Source organism: Gordonia sp. WA4-43 (assembly GCF_020520305.1).
Classification (GTDB): Bacteria; Actinomycetota; Actinomycetes; order Mycobacteriales; family Mycobacteriaceae; genus Gordonia; species Gordonia hongkongensis.
This window is the reverse complement of the sequence record NZ_CP084736.1, coordinates 3,901,357-3,918,426: the sequence shown is the minus strand read 5'-3', so window position 1 is coordinate 3,918,426 and position 17,070 is coordinate 3,901,357. Positions and strand designations below refer to the sequence as shown.

Below are 17,070 nucleotides of genomic sequence, written 5' to 3'. Positions count from 1 at the left end.
CCCTTGCGTCTACGTATACATCTACATATAGTTACCGCATGCCCAACAAGACCATCTACGTCTCCGACGAGGACCTCAAAGTCCTCGAACGCGCTCAACAGGTGTCAGGAGGCAATCTCTCCGGCGCAGTCGTCGAGGCACTGCGCGCGTACGTGCGGGCGGCCGACTACCGCGACGCCGGTTACGACGAGGTCGTCCTGCGCGACGGTCCCGACGGAGTGCGTCGTAAACGGTTCTTCGGCAGACTCCTCGCCGAGGAGACCGAGTACGACGAAACCACCGGCAATGCAACCAAATTGACCGCATACGGAGGGCGGACCGGCAAGATCGTCCTCGCGGTCCACCACGTCGACTGGGCGAACTACGGGGTGACACATCGCCAGAAGACCGGTAACTGGCTGAAAGACCTGACCGGCCTTCCCAGTGTCCGCAGCCTGTTCACCGCCGACCTACCCGACTGGGGTGACTACCGCGTCGACATCGTCGACTCTCCCGACCAGCTCAAACCGCTTGTTCCCGAACGCTTCTACGCACGTACCGCAGCCGCCCTCCGACCCGAGGTCGAAGACCTGGATGTGTAACAGTCGAAGACCCTTCGTGACGCTTCGCTCCTCAGGGAGCACGGGGTGAACCCCACCCGACCGCACCGCTAGTACAACCGAGCACTTCCCGGCGACGTCTATCAGGGACGGTCGTCTACCCACACATGCATATATGCGCATGAGTTTATCTCTCGTTTCACCAACCACAGGGAGCACGATCATGACAACAACCGCCATCCGCGCCTCCGGACTCACGAAGTCCTTCGGCGACCACTCCGTCCTCGACGGTATCGATCTCGAAGTGCCCGCGGGCACGGTGTTCGCGCTGCTCGGACCCAACGGCTCCGGGAAGACGACCACCGTGAAGATTCTGTCCACGCTGTCGCAACAGGACGCCGGCGAGGTGGAGGTCGCCGGACTCGATCCGCGGACCAACCGCGCCGAGATCTGCGCGCAGATCGGCCTGACCGGGCAGTTCGCCGCCGTCGACACGTTGCTGACCGGGCGGGAGAACCTCACCATGGTCGCCCGCCTGCGACATCTCTCGAAAGCGGCGACCCGCGAACGGGTCGACCGGTTGCTGCGCGACTTCGACCTCACCGACGCCGCGGACCGTCGGGTCGCCGAATACTCCGGCGGTATGACCAGGCGCCTCGACCTGGCCATGACGTTGGTGGGCGAACCGTCGATCATCTTTCTCGACGAGCCGACGACCGGACTCGATCCACGGTCCCGCCGCGCGGTCTGGGACACCGTCCGCGGTCTCGTCGCGGGCGGCACCACCATCTTCCTCACCACGCAGTACCTCGAGGAAGCGGATCACCTCGCGGACCGGATCGCCGTGCTCGACCGCGGCCGCATCGTGGCCGAGGGGACGGCGGCCGAACTGAAGCGTCTCGTGCCGGGCGGATACATCCGGATCGATTTCACGAACGGCGACGACCTCGAACGGGCGCGGTCCCAGTTCCCCTCGGCGGTCGACACCCCGGGCGAGAACACCCTCGCCGTCCCCGGTGGCGCCGGTATCGGCGCTGTCCGCGACGTGCTCGCCACCCTCGACGACGCCCGGATCGACGCCGCCGGGATCTCGGTCCACACACCGGATCTCGACGACGTCTTCCTCACCATCACCGGCCGCACCGCCGCTACCACCAGCAACTAGGAGAAGTCATGACCACCACGCTCGACCACACCCTGTCCGACTCCGCTGTGATGGTGCGCCGCAACCTGATCCGGCTACGGCGCTACCCCACCATGATGTTCTCCACGATTGCGATGCCGGTCGTGATCCTGCTGATGATGACCTACTTCTTCGGCGGTGCCATCGAGAGCGCCCTCGCCGCGGACGGACCGCTGGACGGCAAGTACATCAACTATCTTCTCCCCGGCCTCCTGCTCTTCGTGCCGTCGTTCCTGACGGTGGCGGTTGCGGTCTCGGTCAATCAGGACGTCACCGAGGGCATCATCAATCGGCTGCGATCACTGGCCACTCCGCCGACAGCGATCCTGGCCGGACACTTCGTCGGCGCCCTCATCCAGGGTGTGGTCGCGGTCTGCTTCCTGCTCGCGGTCGCGTTCGCGATGGGCTTCCGTGCCGACGCAAGCCTTCTCGACTGGTTCGCGGCCGGCGGATTGCTCCTGCTACTGACCGCCGGCCTCGTGTGGATCGCGGTTGCCATGGGCGTCGTCGCGCCGAATCCGGAGAGTGCGAGCAACATGCCGCTGCCGCTGCTGTTCTTGCCCTACCTCGGCAGTGGGCTGGTCCCGACGGACAGCATGCCCAACGGTGTCCGCCAGTTCGCCGAGTACCAGCCGTTCAGTCCCATCGCCGACACGCTGCGCGGACTCCTCATGGGTCTCGACATCAGTGATCGCTGGCCGTGGGCGCTGGGATGGTGCCTGGTGTTCCTGGTGGTCGGCTACTTCTGGGCGGTCACCGCGTTCCGGCGGTCCACCACCGGCTGATGCTTCCCGCCCCGCGACGTGTACGGCTTGCGCCGTGCACGTTTCGGCGTTCGCGCCTCAGTCCCGCAGCGAACCCAGGAAGTCGGCCACCTCGTCGTGGTTCGGCAGCAGACCCGACTCGCGCGCCTCGGTGAGCCCCGGTGCCGCGGTGTCCTTCGGCGAGAGTTCGAACTCCAGCGGTGAGCCATCGGGGGCCTGCGTCGGCCATTCGATATCCAGTTCCGGATCGAGCGGGTTGATGCCGTGCTCACCCGTCGGGTTGTATCCGGTGGAACAGAGGTAGGTCACGGTCGAGTTGTCGGCGAGCGCGCAGAATGCGTGGCCGAGACCCTCGGACAGGTAGACCGCACGACGATCCACGTCGTCGAGCAGGACGGTGTCGTAGGTACCGAAAGTGGTTGAGCCGACGCGGATGTCGACGATGACGTCGAGAATCGCGCCGGTGGGGCAGGTGACGTATTTCGCCTGTCCGGGGGGGACGTCGGCGAAGTGCACGCCGCGCAGCACGCCGGCCGCGGACACCGAGAGGTTCACCTGCGCGAGGTCGAAGCGGTGGCCGATGGTCTCGGCGATCACGTCGGCCTTGAACGCCTCGGCGAACAACCCACGGGCATCGCCGTGTTGGACCGGGGTGAACTCCCACGCTCCGTCGATGGCGAGCGGGCGGACCTTCATGCGGACACCTTTCCCAGAGTCGGTCGTCGGATATGCGCCTCGGGGGCGGCGCTCAGAAACCCTTGCCCCGCTGCAACAGTTCGAGCAGGTAGTCACCGTAACCCGACTTGCGGAGTTTGTCGGCACGAGCCCGCAACTCCTCGTCGGAGAGATAGCCTTGCCGCCACGCGATCTCTTCTGGGACAGCGATTTTGAGCCCCTGGCGTTGTTCGACGGTGCGGACGAAGTTGCCGGCGTCGAGGAGGCTGTCGAACGTGCCGGTGTCGAGCCACGCCGTGCCGCGCGGCAGGACGGTGACCGACAGTTTGCCGCGGTCGAGGTAGTGGGCGTTGACGTCGGTGATCTCGTACTCGCCGCGGGAGCTGGGGCGCAGATTGCGGGCGATGTCGACGACATCGTTGTCGTAGAAGTACAGACCGGGCACCGCGAAGTTCGACTTCGGTTGTGCCGGTTTCTCTTCCAGCGAGATAGCGGTGCCGTCGGCATCGAAGTCGACCACCCCGTAGGCCTCCGGATTGGCCACCCAGTACGCGAACACCGCGCCACCGTCGACGTTCTCGAAACCCTGCAACCGGCTGCCGAGTCCGGGGCCGTAGAAGATGTTGTCGCCGAGGACGAGAGCCACCGAGTCTGTACCGATGTGGTCGGCGCCGAGGACAAAGGCCTGCGCGAGTCCGTCCGGGGATGGCTGGGTCTTGTAGGTGAGGTCGATGCCGAACTGGTCGCCGTTGCCGAGCAGGTTCTCGAAGGCCGGGGCGTCGTGCGGGGTGGTGATGATCAGGATGTCGCGGATCCCGGCCAGCATGAGCGTCGAGAGCGGGTAATAGATCATCGGCTTGTCGTAGACCGGGACGAGTTGCTTGCTCACCCCCTGCGTGATGGGGTGCAGCCGCGTGCCCGTACCGCCGGCCAGGATGATCCCTTTCATGGCGATCAGGGTAATGCCCGCGACGGCACGCGAGTCGCACCGCTGCGCTCACCCGAGGCGAGCAGGTCAGCTGCTCGGTAGAGTGACTGCGACCATCGACCTCGACGAAAGGCGCCGCGCGTGCGTGTTCTCGTGACCGGGGGTGCCGGGTTCATCGGCGCCAACTTCGTGCTGCGCACCCTGACGACCCGCCCCGACGTCTCGATCCGGGTCCTGGACAAACTCACCTACGCCGCCAACCCCGACACCCTCGCCCCGGTCGCCGATCGCGTCGAACTCGTCGAGGGCGACATCACCGACGCCGCCCTGGTCGGCCGACTCGTCGCCGACGCAGACCTCGTCGTGCACTTCGCCGCCGAATCCCACAACGACAACTCCCTGGCCGACCCGTCGGCGTTCGTCTCCACCAACCTCGTGGGCACCTACACCCTGCTCGAAGCGGTCCGCGCCCACCAGGTTCGCTACCACCACATCAGCACCGACGAGGTCTACGGCGACCTCGATCTCGACGACCCGGCCCGCTTCACCGAACAGACCGCCTACAACCCGTCGAGCCCCTACTCCTCGACCAAAGCCGGCAGCGACCTGCTCGTGCGCGCCTGGGTCCGCTCCTTCGGCGTGGCCGCGACCATCTCCAACTGCTCCAACAACTACGGCCCGTACCAGCACATCGAGAAGTTCATCCCCCGCCAGATCACCAACGTGCTCTCCGGGGTGCGCCCCAAGCTCTACGGCGACGGCCGCAACGTCCGGGACTGGATCCACGTCGACGACCACAACGACGCCGTGTGGACCATCATCGACCGCGGCCAGATCGGCGAGACCTACCTCATCGGCGCCGACGGCGAGGTCGACAACCGCACCGTCGTGGAGACCATCCTCGAACTCCTCGACCAGCCCGCCGACGCCTTCGACTTCGTCACCGACCGCCCCGGCCACGACCGCCGCTACGCCATCGACTCCACCCGCCTGCGCACCGAACTCGGCTGGACCCCCTCCTACCTCGACTTCCGCGCCGGCCTCGCCGCCACCATCGACTGGTACCGCGACCACCCCGGCTGGTGGCAACCCGCCAAAGAAGCCGTCGAACAGAAGTACGCCACCACCGAACGCGTCACCGGCTGACCGGCACCTCCGCTTATCGACCCAGCCCTCCACTAATTGACCCGCCCCCTCCGCTGGTTAAGCCGGCCCCTCCGCTGGTTGACCCGCCCCCCGCTGGTTGAGCCGGCCCTCCCGCTGGTTGACCCGCCACTCCCCTGGTTGAGCCGCCACTCCGCTGGTTGACCTGGCCCCTCCGCTAATTAACCAGCCCCTCCGCTGGTGACCCGGCCCCTCCACTGGTTGACCCGCACCCTCCGCTGGTTGAGCCGGCCCCTCCGCTGGTTGAGCCGGCCCCGAGCGAAGCGAGGCGCCGAGTCGAAGCCACCTGGTGACCTCCATGCGGTCCACTTGGCCCATTCCCAGGGTCGCCACTTACGGTGGTCCTCATGCGCGTACTCGTGAGCGGAGGCGCGGGCTACATCGGCTCGCACACCGTCATCCAATTGGTCTCGGCCGGACACGACGTCGTCATCGTCGACGATTTCAGCAATGCCAAACCCACTGTCGTGGGTCGGCTCGAGGCGCTGACCGACCGTTCCATCCCCGTCCACGCCTTCGACCTCGCCGACGTCGACAAGACCGAACACTTCTTCGCCCACGAGGACATCGACGCCGTCATCCACTTCGCGGGGTTCAAGGCGGTCGGCGAGTCGGTGGCCAAGCCGCTCGACTACTACCAGAACAACCTCGGCACCACGTTCGCCCTGCTCCGCGCGATGGAACGCCACGATGTGCACACGCTGGTGTTCTCGTCGTCGGCGACGGTCTACGGCGCCGAGCCACAGTTGCCGATGACCGAGGATCTGCCGACGTCGGCGACCAACCCGTACGGCTGGACCAAGGTGATGATCGAGCAGATCCTGCGCGATGTCGCCGCCAGTTCGGACGTGTGGCGCATCGCGGCACTGCGGTACTTCAATCCGGTGGGCGCACATCCGAGCGGGCAGATCGGCGAGGACCCGTCGGGCATTCCGAACAACCTGATGCCGTTCGTCGCGCAGGTCGCGGTCGGCCGGCGCGAGAAGCTGGCGGTCTTCGGCAACGACTACGACACCCCCGACGGCACCGGCGTGCGCGACTACATCCACGTCGACGACCTGGCCGCCGGCCACGTCGCGGCCCTCGACCGCATCAGCACCGGCGAGACCGGCATGTCGACCTGGAATCTCGGTACGGGGCAAGGTGTTTCGGTCTTGGAGGTCGTGCACGCGTTCGAGAAGGCCAGTGGGCGCCCCATCCCCTACGAGGTCGCCCCGCGGCGGGCCGGCGACATCGCCGCGTCCTACGCCGATCCGACCCGGGCGAACGACGACCTGAACTGGCACGCCGCCAAGACCATCGACGACATGTGCGCCGACACCTGGCGCTGGCAGTCGGGCAACCCGAAGGGCTACCCGGACGCCTGACTCGAACCGGCAGGTCCTCGGGCGGGCGCGTGCGGATCGTCGGAATCAACGATCGAGTCGGTGACCCAGCCGATGTAGCGCCGCGCCGAACTGTCCACCACGTCCCGGGCGTTCTCGGCCACGACGACACCGAACGCGTCGTAGAGCCGGTCGAACCGGAGTTCGTTCACCCGGTCGACGATCTGACGGACGAGCCGCGGTGACAGCGGGATCATGTTCGGGTAGCTGCGCATGAAGGTCACCATGCCGGGCTGCATGACGCCCTTGATGGTGTCGCCGGTCAGCACCGCACCCCGGCCGTCGGCGGCGTCGGGAAGGTGTAGCACCGCGCTGCCGGGGAAATGACCGCCGCACTGGACGAGTCGCACCCCGCCGAGGACTTCGGTGGTGTCCGACCAGAAGCGCACGACGGGGTCGGGTCGGGTGACCCATCGCCGGTCGGAGTCGTTGTAGTACACCGGAACTCGACCGAATCGATGACTGAGCGAGACGCTCGCGCCCACCAGATGGGGGTGACTCGCGGCGATGGCGGCGACCCCGCCGTGCTGCTCCAGCCAGTCGACGAGGGACGGCCCGAGGAAACCCGGCGGTTCCCAGAGGATGTTCCCGTCAGGAGTCGTGACGAGCAGGGCACGCTGCCCGATCCCGACGGAGGGCTGCACCGACAGCGCGATCAGACCGGGCTCCAGTTCGTGGGCGGTCAGCGCGTTGTCGGCGGTCTCGTCGAGGTGGGTCCAGCTGGGCCCGCTGACTGGAAGCCACTGCCGGTCGTCGTCGCAGATCGGGCACATCGCGGGCGGCGTCTCGCCCGGCGGGAACTCGTTGGCGCAGAACACACACATCCAGGGCCGCATGTCCCGACGCTAGCCCGTGCCCGTGCGTCGAACGGGGTGAATCGCCGCTCCGCTCCGTAAGGAGCGAGACGCGGCCCCACTGCTCCCGAGGAGCGAGACGCGGCCCCACTGCTCCCTGATCCGAAAGAAGCGACCCCATTGCTCCCTGAGGTGTGAGGAGCGATAGCGACGAGCCACGAAGGGCCTGGTGAGACACGTTGCGGAGCCCTTCGTGGCTCGCTTCGCTCGCACCTCAGGGAGCATGAGTTCAGTCGCCCAGGATTGGTCTTTCGTGGCCCACGACCGCCGGGCCGCAGTTACTGAGGAGCGGAGACACTCAGGGCGCGGGCGGCGGCGGGTAGACGAGGTCGTTGACGCGGTAGACCACCGCGTCGCCGCGGCGGAACACCTCGGTCAATCCGGGAGCGCCGTTCTGACGCAACGCCAGGAAGGGGTCGCCCTGGTGACCACGGGCGGGGTCGGGCATGCCGCGCTGGAACTCCCAGTAACTCGGCGGCGAGTCGATCACGTAGTGCACGTTCATGTCTCGCACGATCTGGTCGATGGCCGGGTCGGCGCCGATCTCCGACACACCCCAGAACAGGTCGCGCTGCCGCTCGGAGAACTCGTTGGCCCGGTAGAAGGGGAACATCGGGGTGACCCCGGTGACCGGGTACAGCCAGCCGGTGCCCTGGTCGAGGTTGTTGAGGACGAGTACGTCCTGGGCGTCGGGTTGCGCGGCGAGCCACTCGTAGGCGGCGAGATCGTCGGGCCCGACATACTTGCCGCCCCGCTCCTTCGACGCGATCTGCGCGTTCGGCGGATAACGCACGACGGCGGCGCCGGCGATCAGACCCAGCAACACCACGTACGTCGCGGCCACCACCCAGCGCGCCTTCCCCGAAGTCGCCTCGGCCTTCTCCTGACCGTCGGTCGGGTCCGATGCCACGCGCCGTCGGACCAGACCCGCGACGCCGAGCGCGAGAACCCCGATCGCGACGCCGGCCGCCGCGGCCGAGAGGATCGCGACCACGAACGTGAGCCGGTGGGGTGAGTTGTAGAAGTAGCCGCCGATCGCCCCGAGCGGGTACGACAGCGGCCCCAGGGACACCATCGCGTTGGCGGTCACCAGGGCGAACACGAACCATGCGACCAGGCCGGCCCAGCATCGCAGCCATACGAGCGCGATCAGCCCGAGCAGGGTGACGACGATCAGCGGCCACACCGGGAAGTGGTCGAGCTCGAGCGGGATCGTCCCGTTGAACGCGCCCTTGACGAGCCCGTCGAGAACGCCGATCGTCCCCTCACGGAAGTCGAAGAACGGGAGTTCGTTGGTGTCGGCGACCCGGATGGTGCCCAGGACGACCGGTGCGATGAGGACCAGCGTCACCACCGCCGTGACGGCCAGCGTCGCGAGATCGCGCAGGCGACCGGCGACCGGACGCCACAGACCCTCGCACAGCCACCAGAGGCCGACGATCACGCCGACGACGATCAGGCCGGAGGGGTGGGTGGCGGTCACACCGGCCACGGCCAGCGCGGCCGGCAGCACACGCGATCTGTCCGACACCACGCTCATCACGAGGACGGCGGCGACCGGCGCCAGGCTCACGCCGACCGCGTTCGGCACCGAGGTCAGCTGGACCTCGACGTAGGGCAGGGACGGGAACAGCGCGCTCAGCGCACCCGCGGTACCGGCGATGAGAGCCGACGAGTCGACGTCGTAGCGGTGCCGCGCGAACCAGTAGGCCAGCGACGCGACACCGAGCGGAACGGTGATCGCCAGCACGGCGGGCGAATACGTGTTGTAGAGCTCGACCGGGTCGGCACCGGTCAGCGGGAACAGCAACGCACCCAGCGCATGCCAGGTGTTCGGGTAGTAGTTGAACCCCTGGGTGTCGTAGTTCATCAGCTCGCCCATCCTCATGGCCGAGCCGACGCCCGTCTCGTGGATCCAGCGCAGCGAACTGGCGTGCCACAACGAATCCCACACCTGCGAGATGTTGCCGAGACCGGCGAATGCGGTCGTCGCGATCGGCCGGATACAGGTGACGGCGATGACGAGTCCACCGAGTCCGAGCCCGGCTGCGACGCGCACCATCGCGGTCCGTCCCACGCGGGATTCGCCGTCGGCGTCGGGTACCGGCGCCAGCCGCTGACCCCACCGGGTGAGCAGCAGTGCCGAGTAGACCCAGGCACCGCCGACCGCGAAGACCAGACCCACCAGGGCCGAGACGGCATTCCACTCGAAGCCGACGACGGAGTACAGCACCGTCAGGATCGAGACCAGGGCGAACGTGATGGGTGGACCGGCGGCCAGCGCGACCGGCCACGGGAGGTTCATCCGTCGGCCGACGAACGCGCCGGGCAGGATGAGCACGAGCGCGGTCACGACGACGACCCATGCTCCCAGCATCATCGTCTGCGCCTTTCCACACTCACCCGCTGCACTCCCCGTCGCACCGCGGTGTCACTGCGCGGTGCCTGATCAAACTCTCAGCAGGTTACCGGGTGGTCGATCGACGACGCGTCACCGTGTGCGGGCGGCCCCGGCGGCCGAGCCCGCCATCGCGGCGGTACCGGGTTCGTCGACGGGCGCACCGTGGCGACTATGTCCGAGGAGAGCGACGATCAGGCTCATCATCGCGGCGACGGCGCCGAAGCCGAACATGACCGGGTAGGTGATCGCCGGCCAGCTCTCCGAGATCCAGGCCAGAACCGCCGGAACCCCGAAGCCGAGGTAGGTCACGCCGTAGAACACGGCCGTGAGCCCGGCGAGGTCGTCGGGTCCGGCGATGCGCTGCACCTTTAGCAGGCCGACGATCATCGCCATGCCGTATCCGCAGCCGAGCAGCGTCGACGCCAGGAGCGCGACCCAGACGGTCAGCACGTGTGCCGCCACGGCCGCGAGGACCATTCCGGCCACGAGTACCACGAAGGCGACGACGACACCGCGGAGACTCCCCGGCCGGTTGATCCGCCGACCCAACGACTGGATGCCGAAACCGGCGGACAGGCCGAGGACGCAGCACAGGCCGGCGAACGCGATCGGCGCTCCCGCGGTGCGGGCGGACATGAGGGCGGGGACGATCGCGTAACCCGATGCGGCGGCACCGAAAACCCAGGGCGCCAGTGGCAGCACGACGAACAGGAAACGACGATGGCCCGCGGACGGGATGCGCAGGTCGTCACGCAGACGCCCCGGCGAGTCTTGTCTGGGACGTGTCTCCGGCACCAGCACGATCAGGTTCGTCGCGACGACCGCGACGGCGATGTTGATCAGGTACGGCAGCACATGCGGCCACGGCCCCCACTGCGCGAGCACCCCGGCCACCCCGGCGCCGACGCCGAAGCCGGCGGTGAGACTCATGGCCGCGCGACCGGCGCCGGCACCCGTCCGCGCACCGTCTCGGTCCGAGAGTTCCTTGATCCAGCTCCCGCCCACGGCCATCGAGAGACCCAGCGCGATGCCGCTGCACACCCGCCCGGCGGTCAGCAGTGCCACCGACTCCGAGCCCGCGGCCAGCAGTCCCGAGCCGACCGCCGCGAACAGCGGGGCGGGCAGCATGAGTGGCCGTCGGCCCAGCCGATCCGACAACGGGCCGCCGATCAGCAGGGCGGGCACGATGCCCAGGACGTAGGCGAAGAGCAACGCGTCGACGACGACCGGCGACATGTCGGTGATCTCCCGGTACATGACCAGCAGCGGCGTGAATTCGTTGCCGCCCCACGCGGTGGCGAACACGGCGAGCGCGACGGCGGGCCATCCGAAGCGCGCGCGGTCGGCGCTCATGCCGGTGCCCCGGGGAGGTCGTGCCCGGGTAGATCGTGAACCGCGACGAGGTGGCCGGCGAGCAGGGTGTCGAAACGTTCGGCGTCGGCGGACTCGATCGCGTCGAGGAGCGCGCGGTGGTCGTCGAGGATTCGGGCCGCGACACTCGCGTCCCGGTGCACCGACGCCGTCGTCATCCGTCGATGCCGCTCCCCGAGCGTGGTGTAGAAGCCGGACAGCAATGCGTTGTCGCCGGCGGCGGCGATGAGCTGATGGAACTCGGCGTCGATGCGGGAGAACTCTCGGATGTCCGAGGCGTCGGACCGACGATGGGCGTCGAGGTTGGCGCGCAGACTCCGCACGAGTCCGGCCACCGCGCCCGGCCGACCGACGACCGCACGCACCGCGTGCCGTTCGAGGAGCAGGCGTGCGTCCACGACGTCGCGGATCTCGCGCTCACCGATAGGGACCACGAGGGCTCCCCGTTTCGGGTAGAGACGCATCCAGCCTTCCGTCTCCAACCGCAGGAACGCCTCGCGCACCGGCGTACGGCTCACCGAGCACTTCGCGGCGATCTCACCCTCGCTGATCAGCTCACCGCCGGCGATCGCGTTTGTGAGAATCTGCTCTTTGACCTCGACATATACCCGCTCAGCAGCGGATTCGGAGGTCGCATGCAACATAGACACAAGTTGTACCTTATCAATGATCATTGGACACTTCACCTGGGCCGACCCACCTTCCGGAACGATCCCAGACGGTGAGACACTTAATCCGGCCGTAACGAGCGTCACCCCGCTCACACGAGCCCGGCCCGCGTCCGCTGAGCCCACCTGCTCGCGTCGATGCGGATCACTTCTAGCTCGCGGGCAGCGTGGCCGGCGAGACGATGCAACCCGCATTTTCGCGGCTTTTCAGGAGGACCCGTGACGAGCACGGAGGACACACGTATGGGTGAGACCCCCTACACCGAACCCACGATCGCCGACCAGCCCATCACCGACGAAGAGATCTTCTTGGCCCACGTCGGCGGCAAGCTCTCGGTGGAGCTGCGCGCACCCATCGACACCCAGCGCGACCTGTCGATCGCCTACACCCCGGGTGTGGCCCAGGTGTCGCGTGCGATCGACACCGATGCCACCCTGGTGAACAAGTACACCTGGACCGATCGCCTGGTCGCCGTGGTGAGCGACGGCTCTGCGGTCCTCGGACTCGGCGACATCGGTCCCCGCGCCTCGCTGCCGGTCATGGAGGGCAAGTCCGCACTGTTCCGCAGCTTCGCCGGACTCAACTCGATCCCCATCGTTCTCGACACCCAGGATCCCGACGAGATCGTCGAGACCCTGATCCGACTCCGCCCGAGCTTCGGCGCCGTGAACCTCGAGGACATCTCCGCGCCGCGCTGCTTCGAGATCGAGCGCCGCGTCATCGAGGCGCTCGACTGCCCGGTCATGCACGACGACCAGCACGGAACCGCGATCGTCGTCCTCGCCGCCCTCAAGGGCGCGACGACCCACCTCGGCCGCGATCTCGCCGGCCTGAAGGTCGTGATCTCCGGCGCCGGTGCCGCGGGTGTCGCGTGCGCGAACATCCTTCTGGCAGTGGGCATCTCCGATGTCGTCGTGTTGGATTCCAAGGGCATCGTGTCTGCGGGACGTGACGGCCTGAACGAGTCGAAGAGCGAACTGGCGTCGCGCACCAACCCGCGCGGGCTGACCGGTGGCGCGGTCGAGGCCCTCGCCGGCGCCGACGTCTTCATCGGTGTGTCGGCAGGTCTGATCCCCGAAGAGCTCATCGCGTCGATGAACGACGATTCGATCGTCTTCGCCCTGTCGAACCCCGACCCGGAGATCCATCCGGAGGCCGCCGCGAAGTACGCGGCGATCGTCGCGACCGGGCGCAGCGACTTCCCGAACCAGATCAACAACGTGCTCGCCTTCCCCGGCGTCTTCAAGGGTGCGCTCGACGCCGGTGCACGACGCATCAGCGAGGGCATGAAAATCGCTGCGGCCGAAGCCATCTTCTCGGTCGTCGCCGACGACCTGCGCGCCGACCGCATCGTGCCCAGCCCGCTCGACGACCGGGTCGCCCCGGCGGTCGCGGCCGCCGTCGCCGACGTCGCCCGCGCCGAGGGGCACTGCTCCTAGCCGTAGGGCTTCGATCTCGACTGAAAACCACCCTCCAGGAGGGCGCCGACGGCAATTTGTCGTCGGTCCGCCTGTGGAGGGTGGTTTTCAGCAGTTCGGCGGCGTCACTCACCACCCCGATTGATCAGTAGTTCTGGTCCTGCCAGGTGCACAGGCACACCTCGTTGCCCTCGGCGTCGGCGAGGACCCAGAAGGCCGGGGCGTACTCGTCGGTGAGGAGTTGGCCGCCGGCGGTGATGGCCGACTGCAGCCGCTCGTGTAGTTCGTCGGTCGGGATCCACAGGTCGACGTGCATCCTGCTCCGCTGGGGACGAGGTTCGTCCATCTGCTGGAACCAAACGCTGGGTAGGCGCCCAGCCGGATCGACGAGGTCGACAGGTTCGCGATCGGCCGCGTCGCCGTAGCCCAGGACGGCTTTCCAGAAGGGCCTGATGGCCGGGATGTCGAGGGCGTCGATGGCGAGGTTGAACTGGGTGACGGGTGCGGACACCGGCTCGAGGCCGAGGTCGGCGGCGATGCCGGTGATCCGGTTCGCCAGCGCGACATCGGCTTCGGTGAGCTGGTGCGCGCTGTGCGTGGTGAGCACGAGATGCACCGTGCCGTAGCGCAGGTCGATGTCGGGGTGGTGGTTCGCCTCTTCGGCGGCGTCGATGATCTTGGCGACGAATTCACCGCCCCGCACCATCGATCCGGTGTTGTAGGCGGCGGCGAGTCGGTCGGCGATGACACGCCAGGGATCGGCGACCATCTCGGCGGCCTCGGCGGTGGTGAGCGGTGAGCGAGTGGACCCGGTCATGTCGCCCCATGCTGCCCCGTTCCGGTGGATTGCGAAAGGGGGCGCGCCTCAGTGCCTGTTGGTGGTCGCCGCGGCCAGTGTCGCGATCGACTGGTGCGTCGCCGGCAGGAACCCGCGGCGCGCCTCTAGGTCCAGGGCGGTGCCGGCGCCGATGACCGGGTCGTAGTCGAGCCCGATGACTCCGCCGACCGCACCGGACACCACGTTCACCAGCATGTCGGCGAGGCCAACCTGATGGGTGGCCGGTAGTTGGGCGGAGATGACGACGATGGTCTTCTCCAGCACCCCGGCCCGGTCCCATTCGGTGAAGACGACCCGGGCGCGGTTGAGCAGGTCGGGTCGCGCCGCGATCACGAGTACCGGGGTGAGATTCGGGAGGTCGTCTTCGGCGAGTTCGGGCAGCAGCGTGAGCGGATGCGCGCCGGCGTCGACGACGGGAACCGCGCCCTGCCGCCACGTCTCGACGACGGCGTCGGTGACCGTCGCCTCCTCGGGCGGAAGCCACAGACCCGTGCCCGACGCCGTGCGCAACAGTTCGGGGTTACCCGACCCGCAGAGCCGCAGCTCGATGTCGCAGTCGTTCCCCGACGCATCCACCCACCACGAGAGAAGGCCGAGCGTCGACGACGCCCGATGCTCCGCGAGCAGCGCCGAGACAACCGACGTGCCAACGCCTCCCGCAGTCCCGCACACGACGACGGCCCGCTCGGCCCAGGCCTGCGGGTCGCCGTCGCGTGGAGTGGTCGGGTTGGTCATCAGGGGTCAAGGAACGAGCATGTAGATGGTCGAACCGTAGCCGGAAGGGACTCGAACAGGACTATTGGTGGAAAACCCACCGAACCCAAGGCTGACTGGACCTGAGCCGGTGTTGATCTCCCAAACCTTCTTCTCACCCGGACGCGGGCCGAACGTTGCGGTAACCCACTTTTCCAGGTTGTAACCCCGCACGCTGGTGTAGTAGTTCCCAAACAGCACTCGGCAATTCGGATTACGCTTCCAACTCGCCCCAGCCCCGGTGAACCCGTGCGACCGCACCGTGACCCTGACTACACCCCGCTTACCCTTCGGCGCATCCACAGTCGCGTTGACCGCACCCCGGCAGTAGGAGTGGTCGCCAAATATCCCGAAGTTGTAGCCGGTGGTCGAAACCTGGGGAATCGGAGCCGCAGACGCCTGACTGACGCCCGCCATGCACAACGCGCCAACGATAAGGCCGACAAACATAGTCGCGAGTAATCGTTTCACTTGATCCCTCCTTACCTTCTGCGGGCGCTCAGTTACGGGACCAACAGGTAGAAACCCGCCCCGTACGACTGGGGTGAGGCGATCGGGCTGTTAGTCGAGTAGGCAGTTACGCCGAATACGACTACACCCGAACCCGTATGGACGTCCCAAGTCTTGCTCTCACCGTGTCGCGGCCCGAAGCCAGCTCTCACCCACTTCTGAATGTTGAGTCCTCGACCGCTCGTGTACGTTGTCGCAAAAAGGACTCGACACCTCGGATTCTTTTTCCATCCCGGGCCGTCGCCTGTGAAGCCGTGCGACCGTGCAGTTACTCGAACCACGCCGGGCTTCCCTGCCGGCGCATCGAGACCGATGTTGACAGCTCCGCGGCAGAAGGAGTGGTCACCAAAGGTGCCGAAATTGTTCCCGGTCGTTGATAGCTGGGGAATAGGGGCTGCGGTTGAGTGACCACCGCCAGCAACCGTAGCGATACTTGCCAAGACAAGCACGACCATAAAGACCATGAGTTTATTCATTCGTCCCTCACTATTCGATTCGGATCAAAAATTGGAAGTGGCCCCGCGTCGGTGCGCCACCCATCTGTGAGCACGCACCGAATATCTTGTCGGCGCGGTGCGGCGTACTAGATCGTCAGTTTTCGCTGGGTTCGTCAAGGAACCAGCATGTAGTACGACACGCCCACCGACTGCCTCAGACGAATCGGGTTGTTACGGGCATACGTCGACACCAGAAACTCGACCACTCCCGACCCAGTCCTGACCTCGTGAACCACCTTCTGCCCACGCCTCGGACCAAAATTGGCATTGAAGAAGTTCCATTGCGCGTACCCAATCGCACTGGTGTGCACCGTGCCGACCAACAGCTTGCACACCGGATTCCGCTTCCAACTCGGCCCCTGGCCGGTAAATCCGCGAGACGTGAGCGAGACGCGGACAACTCCCGGCTCCCTGGGCGCTGCGGTGAGACTGACGTGTAGTACACCGTTGCAGAATGAATGGTTGCCCACCGTAGCAAATTGGTTGCCGCTGACCGAGATTCTCTGCAGTTCGGGCGCCGCGTTGACATCTCCTGGACCAGCGATCACCCCGGTCAGCGCTGCTACAGCCACCGTCAGTGCAACTGCAATACATCTTGACATCAGAAACTCAACTCACTTCGTAAGCTACGGGACCAACATGTAGTGCGACACTCCGTAGGACTGCATGACGCGAACGGGGTTGTTGCGCGCATACGAGACGGCCTGGAACTGAACAAGACCGGACCCGGTCCTGATGTCGTGGACCACCTTCTGTCCGCGGCGCGGTCCAAAATCGGCGTTAAAGAAGTTCCATTTGGCATACGCCTCGATGCTCGTATGCACTGTGCCGATCAGAAGCTTGCACACCGGCTTCCGCTTCCAACTCGGACCGTTTCCTGTGAAGCCAGAAGACGTGAGGGTGACCCGGACGACCCCGGGCTTGGATGGGGCGGCAGTCAAGCCCACGTGCAGGACTCCTCTGCAGTAGGAATGATCGCCAAAGGTTCCCATGGTGTCGCCGGTAATACCTATGCGTGGCAACTGTGGTGCAGCATCGCTTTTCCCAACTCCGACGACAACACCCGCGGACACGACGACAAGGCCGATCACTACACACAACAGACGTTTCATATTCAAAGG

General features: G+C 66.7%; 17 protein-coding genes. 6 read left to right on the top strand and 11 right to left on the bottom strand.

The window, feature by feature from the left end; genetic code table 11:
• Positions 1-38 precede the first annotated feature (38 nt).
• From LEL84_RS17680 to LEL84_RS17670, 3 genes are all read left to right on the top strand, one after another.
• On the top strand, positions 39-581 hold the full coding sequence (locus LEL84_RS17680; protein WP_226512331.1) for an EXLDI protein: 543 nt from the start codon (positions 39-41) through the stop codon (positions 579-581).
• Between the two features lie 181 nt (positions 582-762).
• Positions 763-1,704, top strand: coding sequence for an ABC transporter ATP-binding protein (locus LEL84_RS17675; protein WP_226512330.1), 942 nt, complete (start codon positions 763-765; stop codon positions 1,702-1,704).
• Between the two features lie 8 nt (positions 1,705-1,712).
• A complete protein-coding gene (locus tag LEL84_RS17670) occupies positions 1,713-2,507 on the top strand; it encodes an ABC transporter permease (RefSeq protein ID WP_226512329.1) in 795 nt (264 codons plus the stop codon).
• A gap of 57 nt (positions 2,508-2,564) precedes the next feature.
• On the opposite strand, the gene LEL84_RS17665 is transcribed toward LEL84_RS17670, so the two are convergent.
• Entirely contained in the window at positions 2,565-3,182 is a 618-nt protein-coding gene (locus tag LEL84_RS17665; RefSeq protein WP_226512328.1) for a dTDP-4-dehydrorhamnose 3,5-epimerase family protein, read from the bottom strand.
• A 52-nt stretch (positions 3,183-3,234) separates the two neighbouring features.
• The gene (rfbA, locus tag LEL84_RS17660; RefSeq protein ID WP_065630504.1) at positions 3,235-4,110 is read right to left on the bottom strand and encodes a glucose-1-phosphate thymidylyltransferase RfbA; all 876 of its coding nucleotides are present in this window, start codon (positions 4,108-4,110) and stop codon (positions 3,235-3,237) included.
• Between the two features lie 120 nt (positions 4,111-4,230).
• Here rfbA and rfbB point away from each other — a divergent pair, with 120 nt between their 5' ends.
• Both rfbB and galE read left to right on the top strand, forming a co-directional pair.
• Positions 4,231-5,235 (top strand): dTDP-glucose 4,6-dehydratase, encoded by a 1,005-nt coding sequence (gene rfbB, locus LEL84_RS17655; RefSeq protein WP_226512327.1) that lies wholly within the window; start codon positions 4,231-4,233, stop codon positions 5,233-5,235.
• A 365-nt stretch (positions 5,236-5,600) separates the two neighbouring features.
• On the top strand, positions 5,601-6,620 hold the full coding sequence (gene galE, locus LEL84_RS17650) for a UDP-glucose 4-epimerase GalE (protein ID WP_137808616.1): 1,020 nt from the start codon (positions 5,601-5,603) through the stop codon (positions 6,618-6,620).
• Here galE and LEL84_RS17645 read toward each other — a convergent pair.
• The 4 genes from LEL84_RS17645 to LEL84_RS17630 all read right to left on the bottom strand — a co-directional run bounded on the left by LEL84_RS17645 (position 6,605) and on the right by LEL84_RS17630 (position 11,908).
• Complete coding sequence (locus LEL84_RS17645; protein WP_226512326.1) at positions 6,605-7,474, bottom strand: hydrolase; 870 nt, start codon at positions 7,472-7,474, stop codon at positions 6,605-6,607. The genes galE and LEL84_RS17645 overlap by 16 nt on opposite strands.
• A gap of 316 nt (positions 7,475-7,790) precedes the next feature.
• Entirely contained in the window at positions 7,791-9,872 is a 2,082-nt protein-coding gene (locus LEL84_RS17640) for a DUF6541 family protein (RefSeq protein WP_226512325.1), read from the bottom strand.
• A 111-nt stretch (positions 9,873-9,983) separates the two neighbouring features.
• Positions 9,984-11,246, bottom strand: coding sequence for an MFS transporter (locus LEL84_RS17635; RefSeq protein WP_226512324.1), 1,263 nt, complete (start codon positions 11,244-11,246; stop codon positions 9,984-9,986).
• The gene (locus tag LEL84_RS17630; RefSeq protein ID WP_065630510.1) at positions 11,243-11,908 is read right to left on the bottom strand and encodes a GntR family transcriptional regulator; all 666 of its coding nucleotides are present in this window, start codon (positions 11,906-11,908) and stop codon (positions 11,243-11,245) included. Before LEL84_RS17630 ends, LEL84_RS17635 begins: the two co-directional genes overlap by 4 nt.
• Before the next feature lie 267 nt (positions 11,909-12,175).
• Between LEL84_RS17630 and LEL84_RS17625 the strand changes: the two genes are divergently transcribed.
• On the top strand, positions 12,176-13,372 hold the full coding sequence (locus tag LEL84_RS17625; RefSeq protein ID WP_226514347.1) for an NADP-dependent malic enzyme: 1,197 nt from the start codon (positions 12,176-12,178) through the stop codon (positions 13,370-13,372).
• Positions 13,373-13,496: 124 nt separating this feature from the next.
• Here LEL84_RS17625 and LEL84_RS17620 read toward each other — a convergent pair whose 3' ends face one another.
• From LEL84_RS17620 to LEL84_RS17595, 5 genes are all read right to left on the bottom strand, one after another.
• Positions 13,497-14,168: a VOC family protein gene (locus tag LEL84_RS17620; RefSeq protein WP_058251398.1), complete on the bottom strand. Its 672-nt coding sequence runs from the start codon at positions 14,166-14,168 to the stop codon at positions 13,497-13,499.
• Positions 14,169-14,216: 48 nt separating this feature from the next.
• On the bottom strand, positions 14,217-14,924 hold the full coding sequence (locus LEL84_RS17615) for a hypothetical protein (protein ID WP_226512323.1): 708 nt from the start codon (positions 14,922-14,924) through the stop codon (positions 14,217-14,219).
• 6 nt (positions 14,925-14,930) lie between these two features.
• A complete protein-coding gene (locus LEL84_RS17610; RefSeq protein ID WP_413466988.1) occupies positions 14,931-15,392 on the bottom strand; it encodes an enoyl-CoA hydratase in 462 nt (153 codons plus the stop codon).
• Between the two features lie 670 nt (positions 15,393-16,062).
• The gene (locus tag LEL84_RS17600; RefSeq protein ID WP_226512320.1) at positions 16,063-16,521 is read right to left on the bottom strand and encodes an enoyl-CoA hydratase; all 459 of its coding nucleotides are present in this window, start codon (positions 16,519-16,521) and stop codon (positions 16,063-16,065) included.
• Positions 16,522-16,575: 54 nt separating this feature from the next.
• Positions 16,576-17,061, bottom strand: a complete 486-nt coding sequence (locus LEL84_RS17595) for a hypothetical protein (protein WP_065630519.1) — start codon at positions 17,059-17,061, stop codon at positions 16,576-16,578.
• Positions 17,062-17,070: the final 9 nt, after the last annotated feature.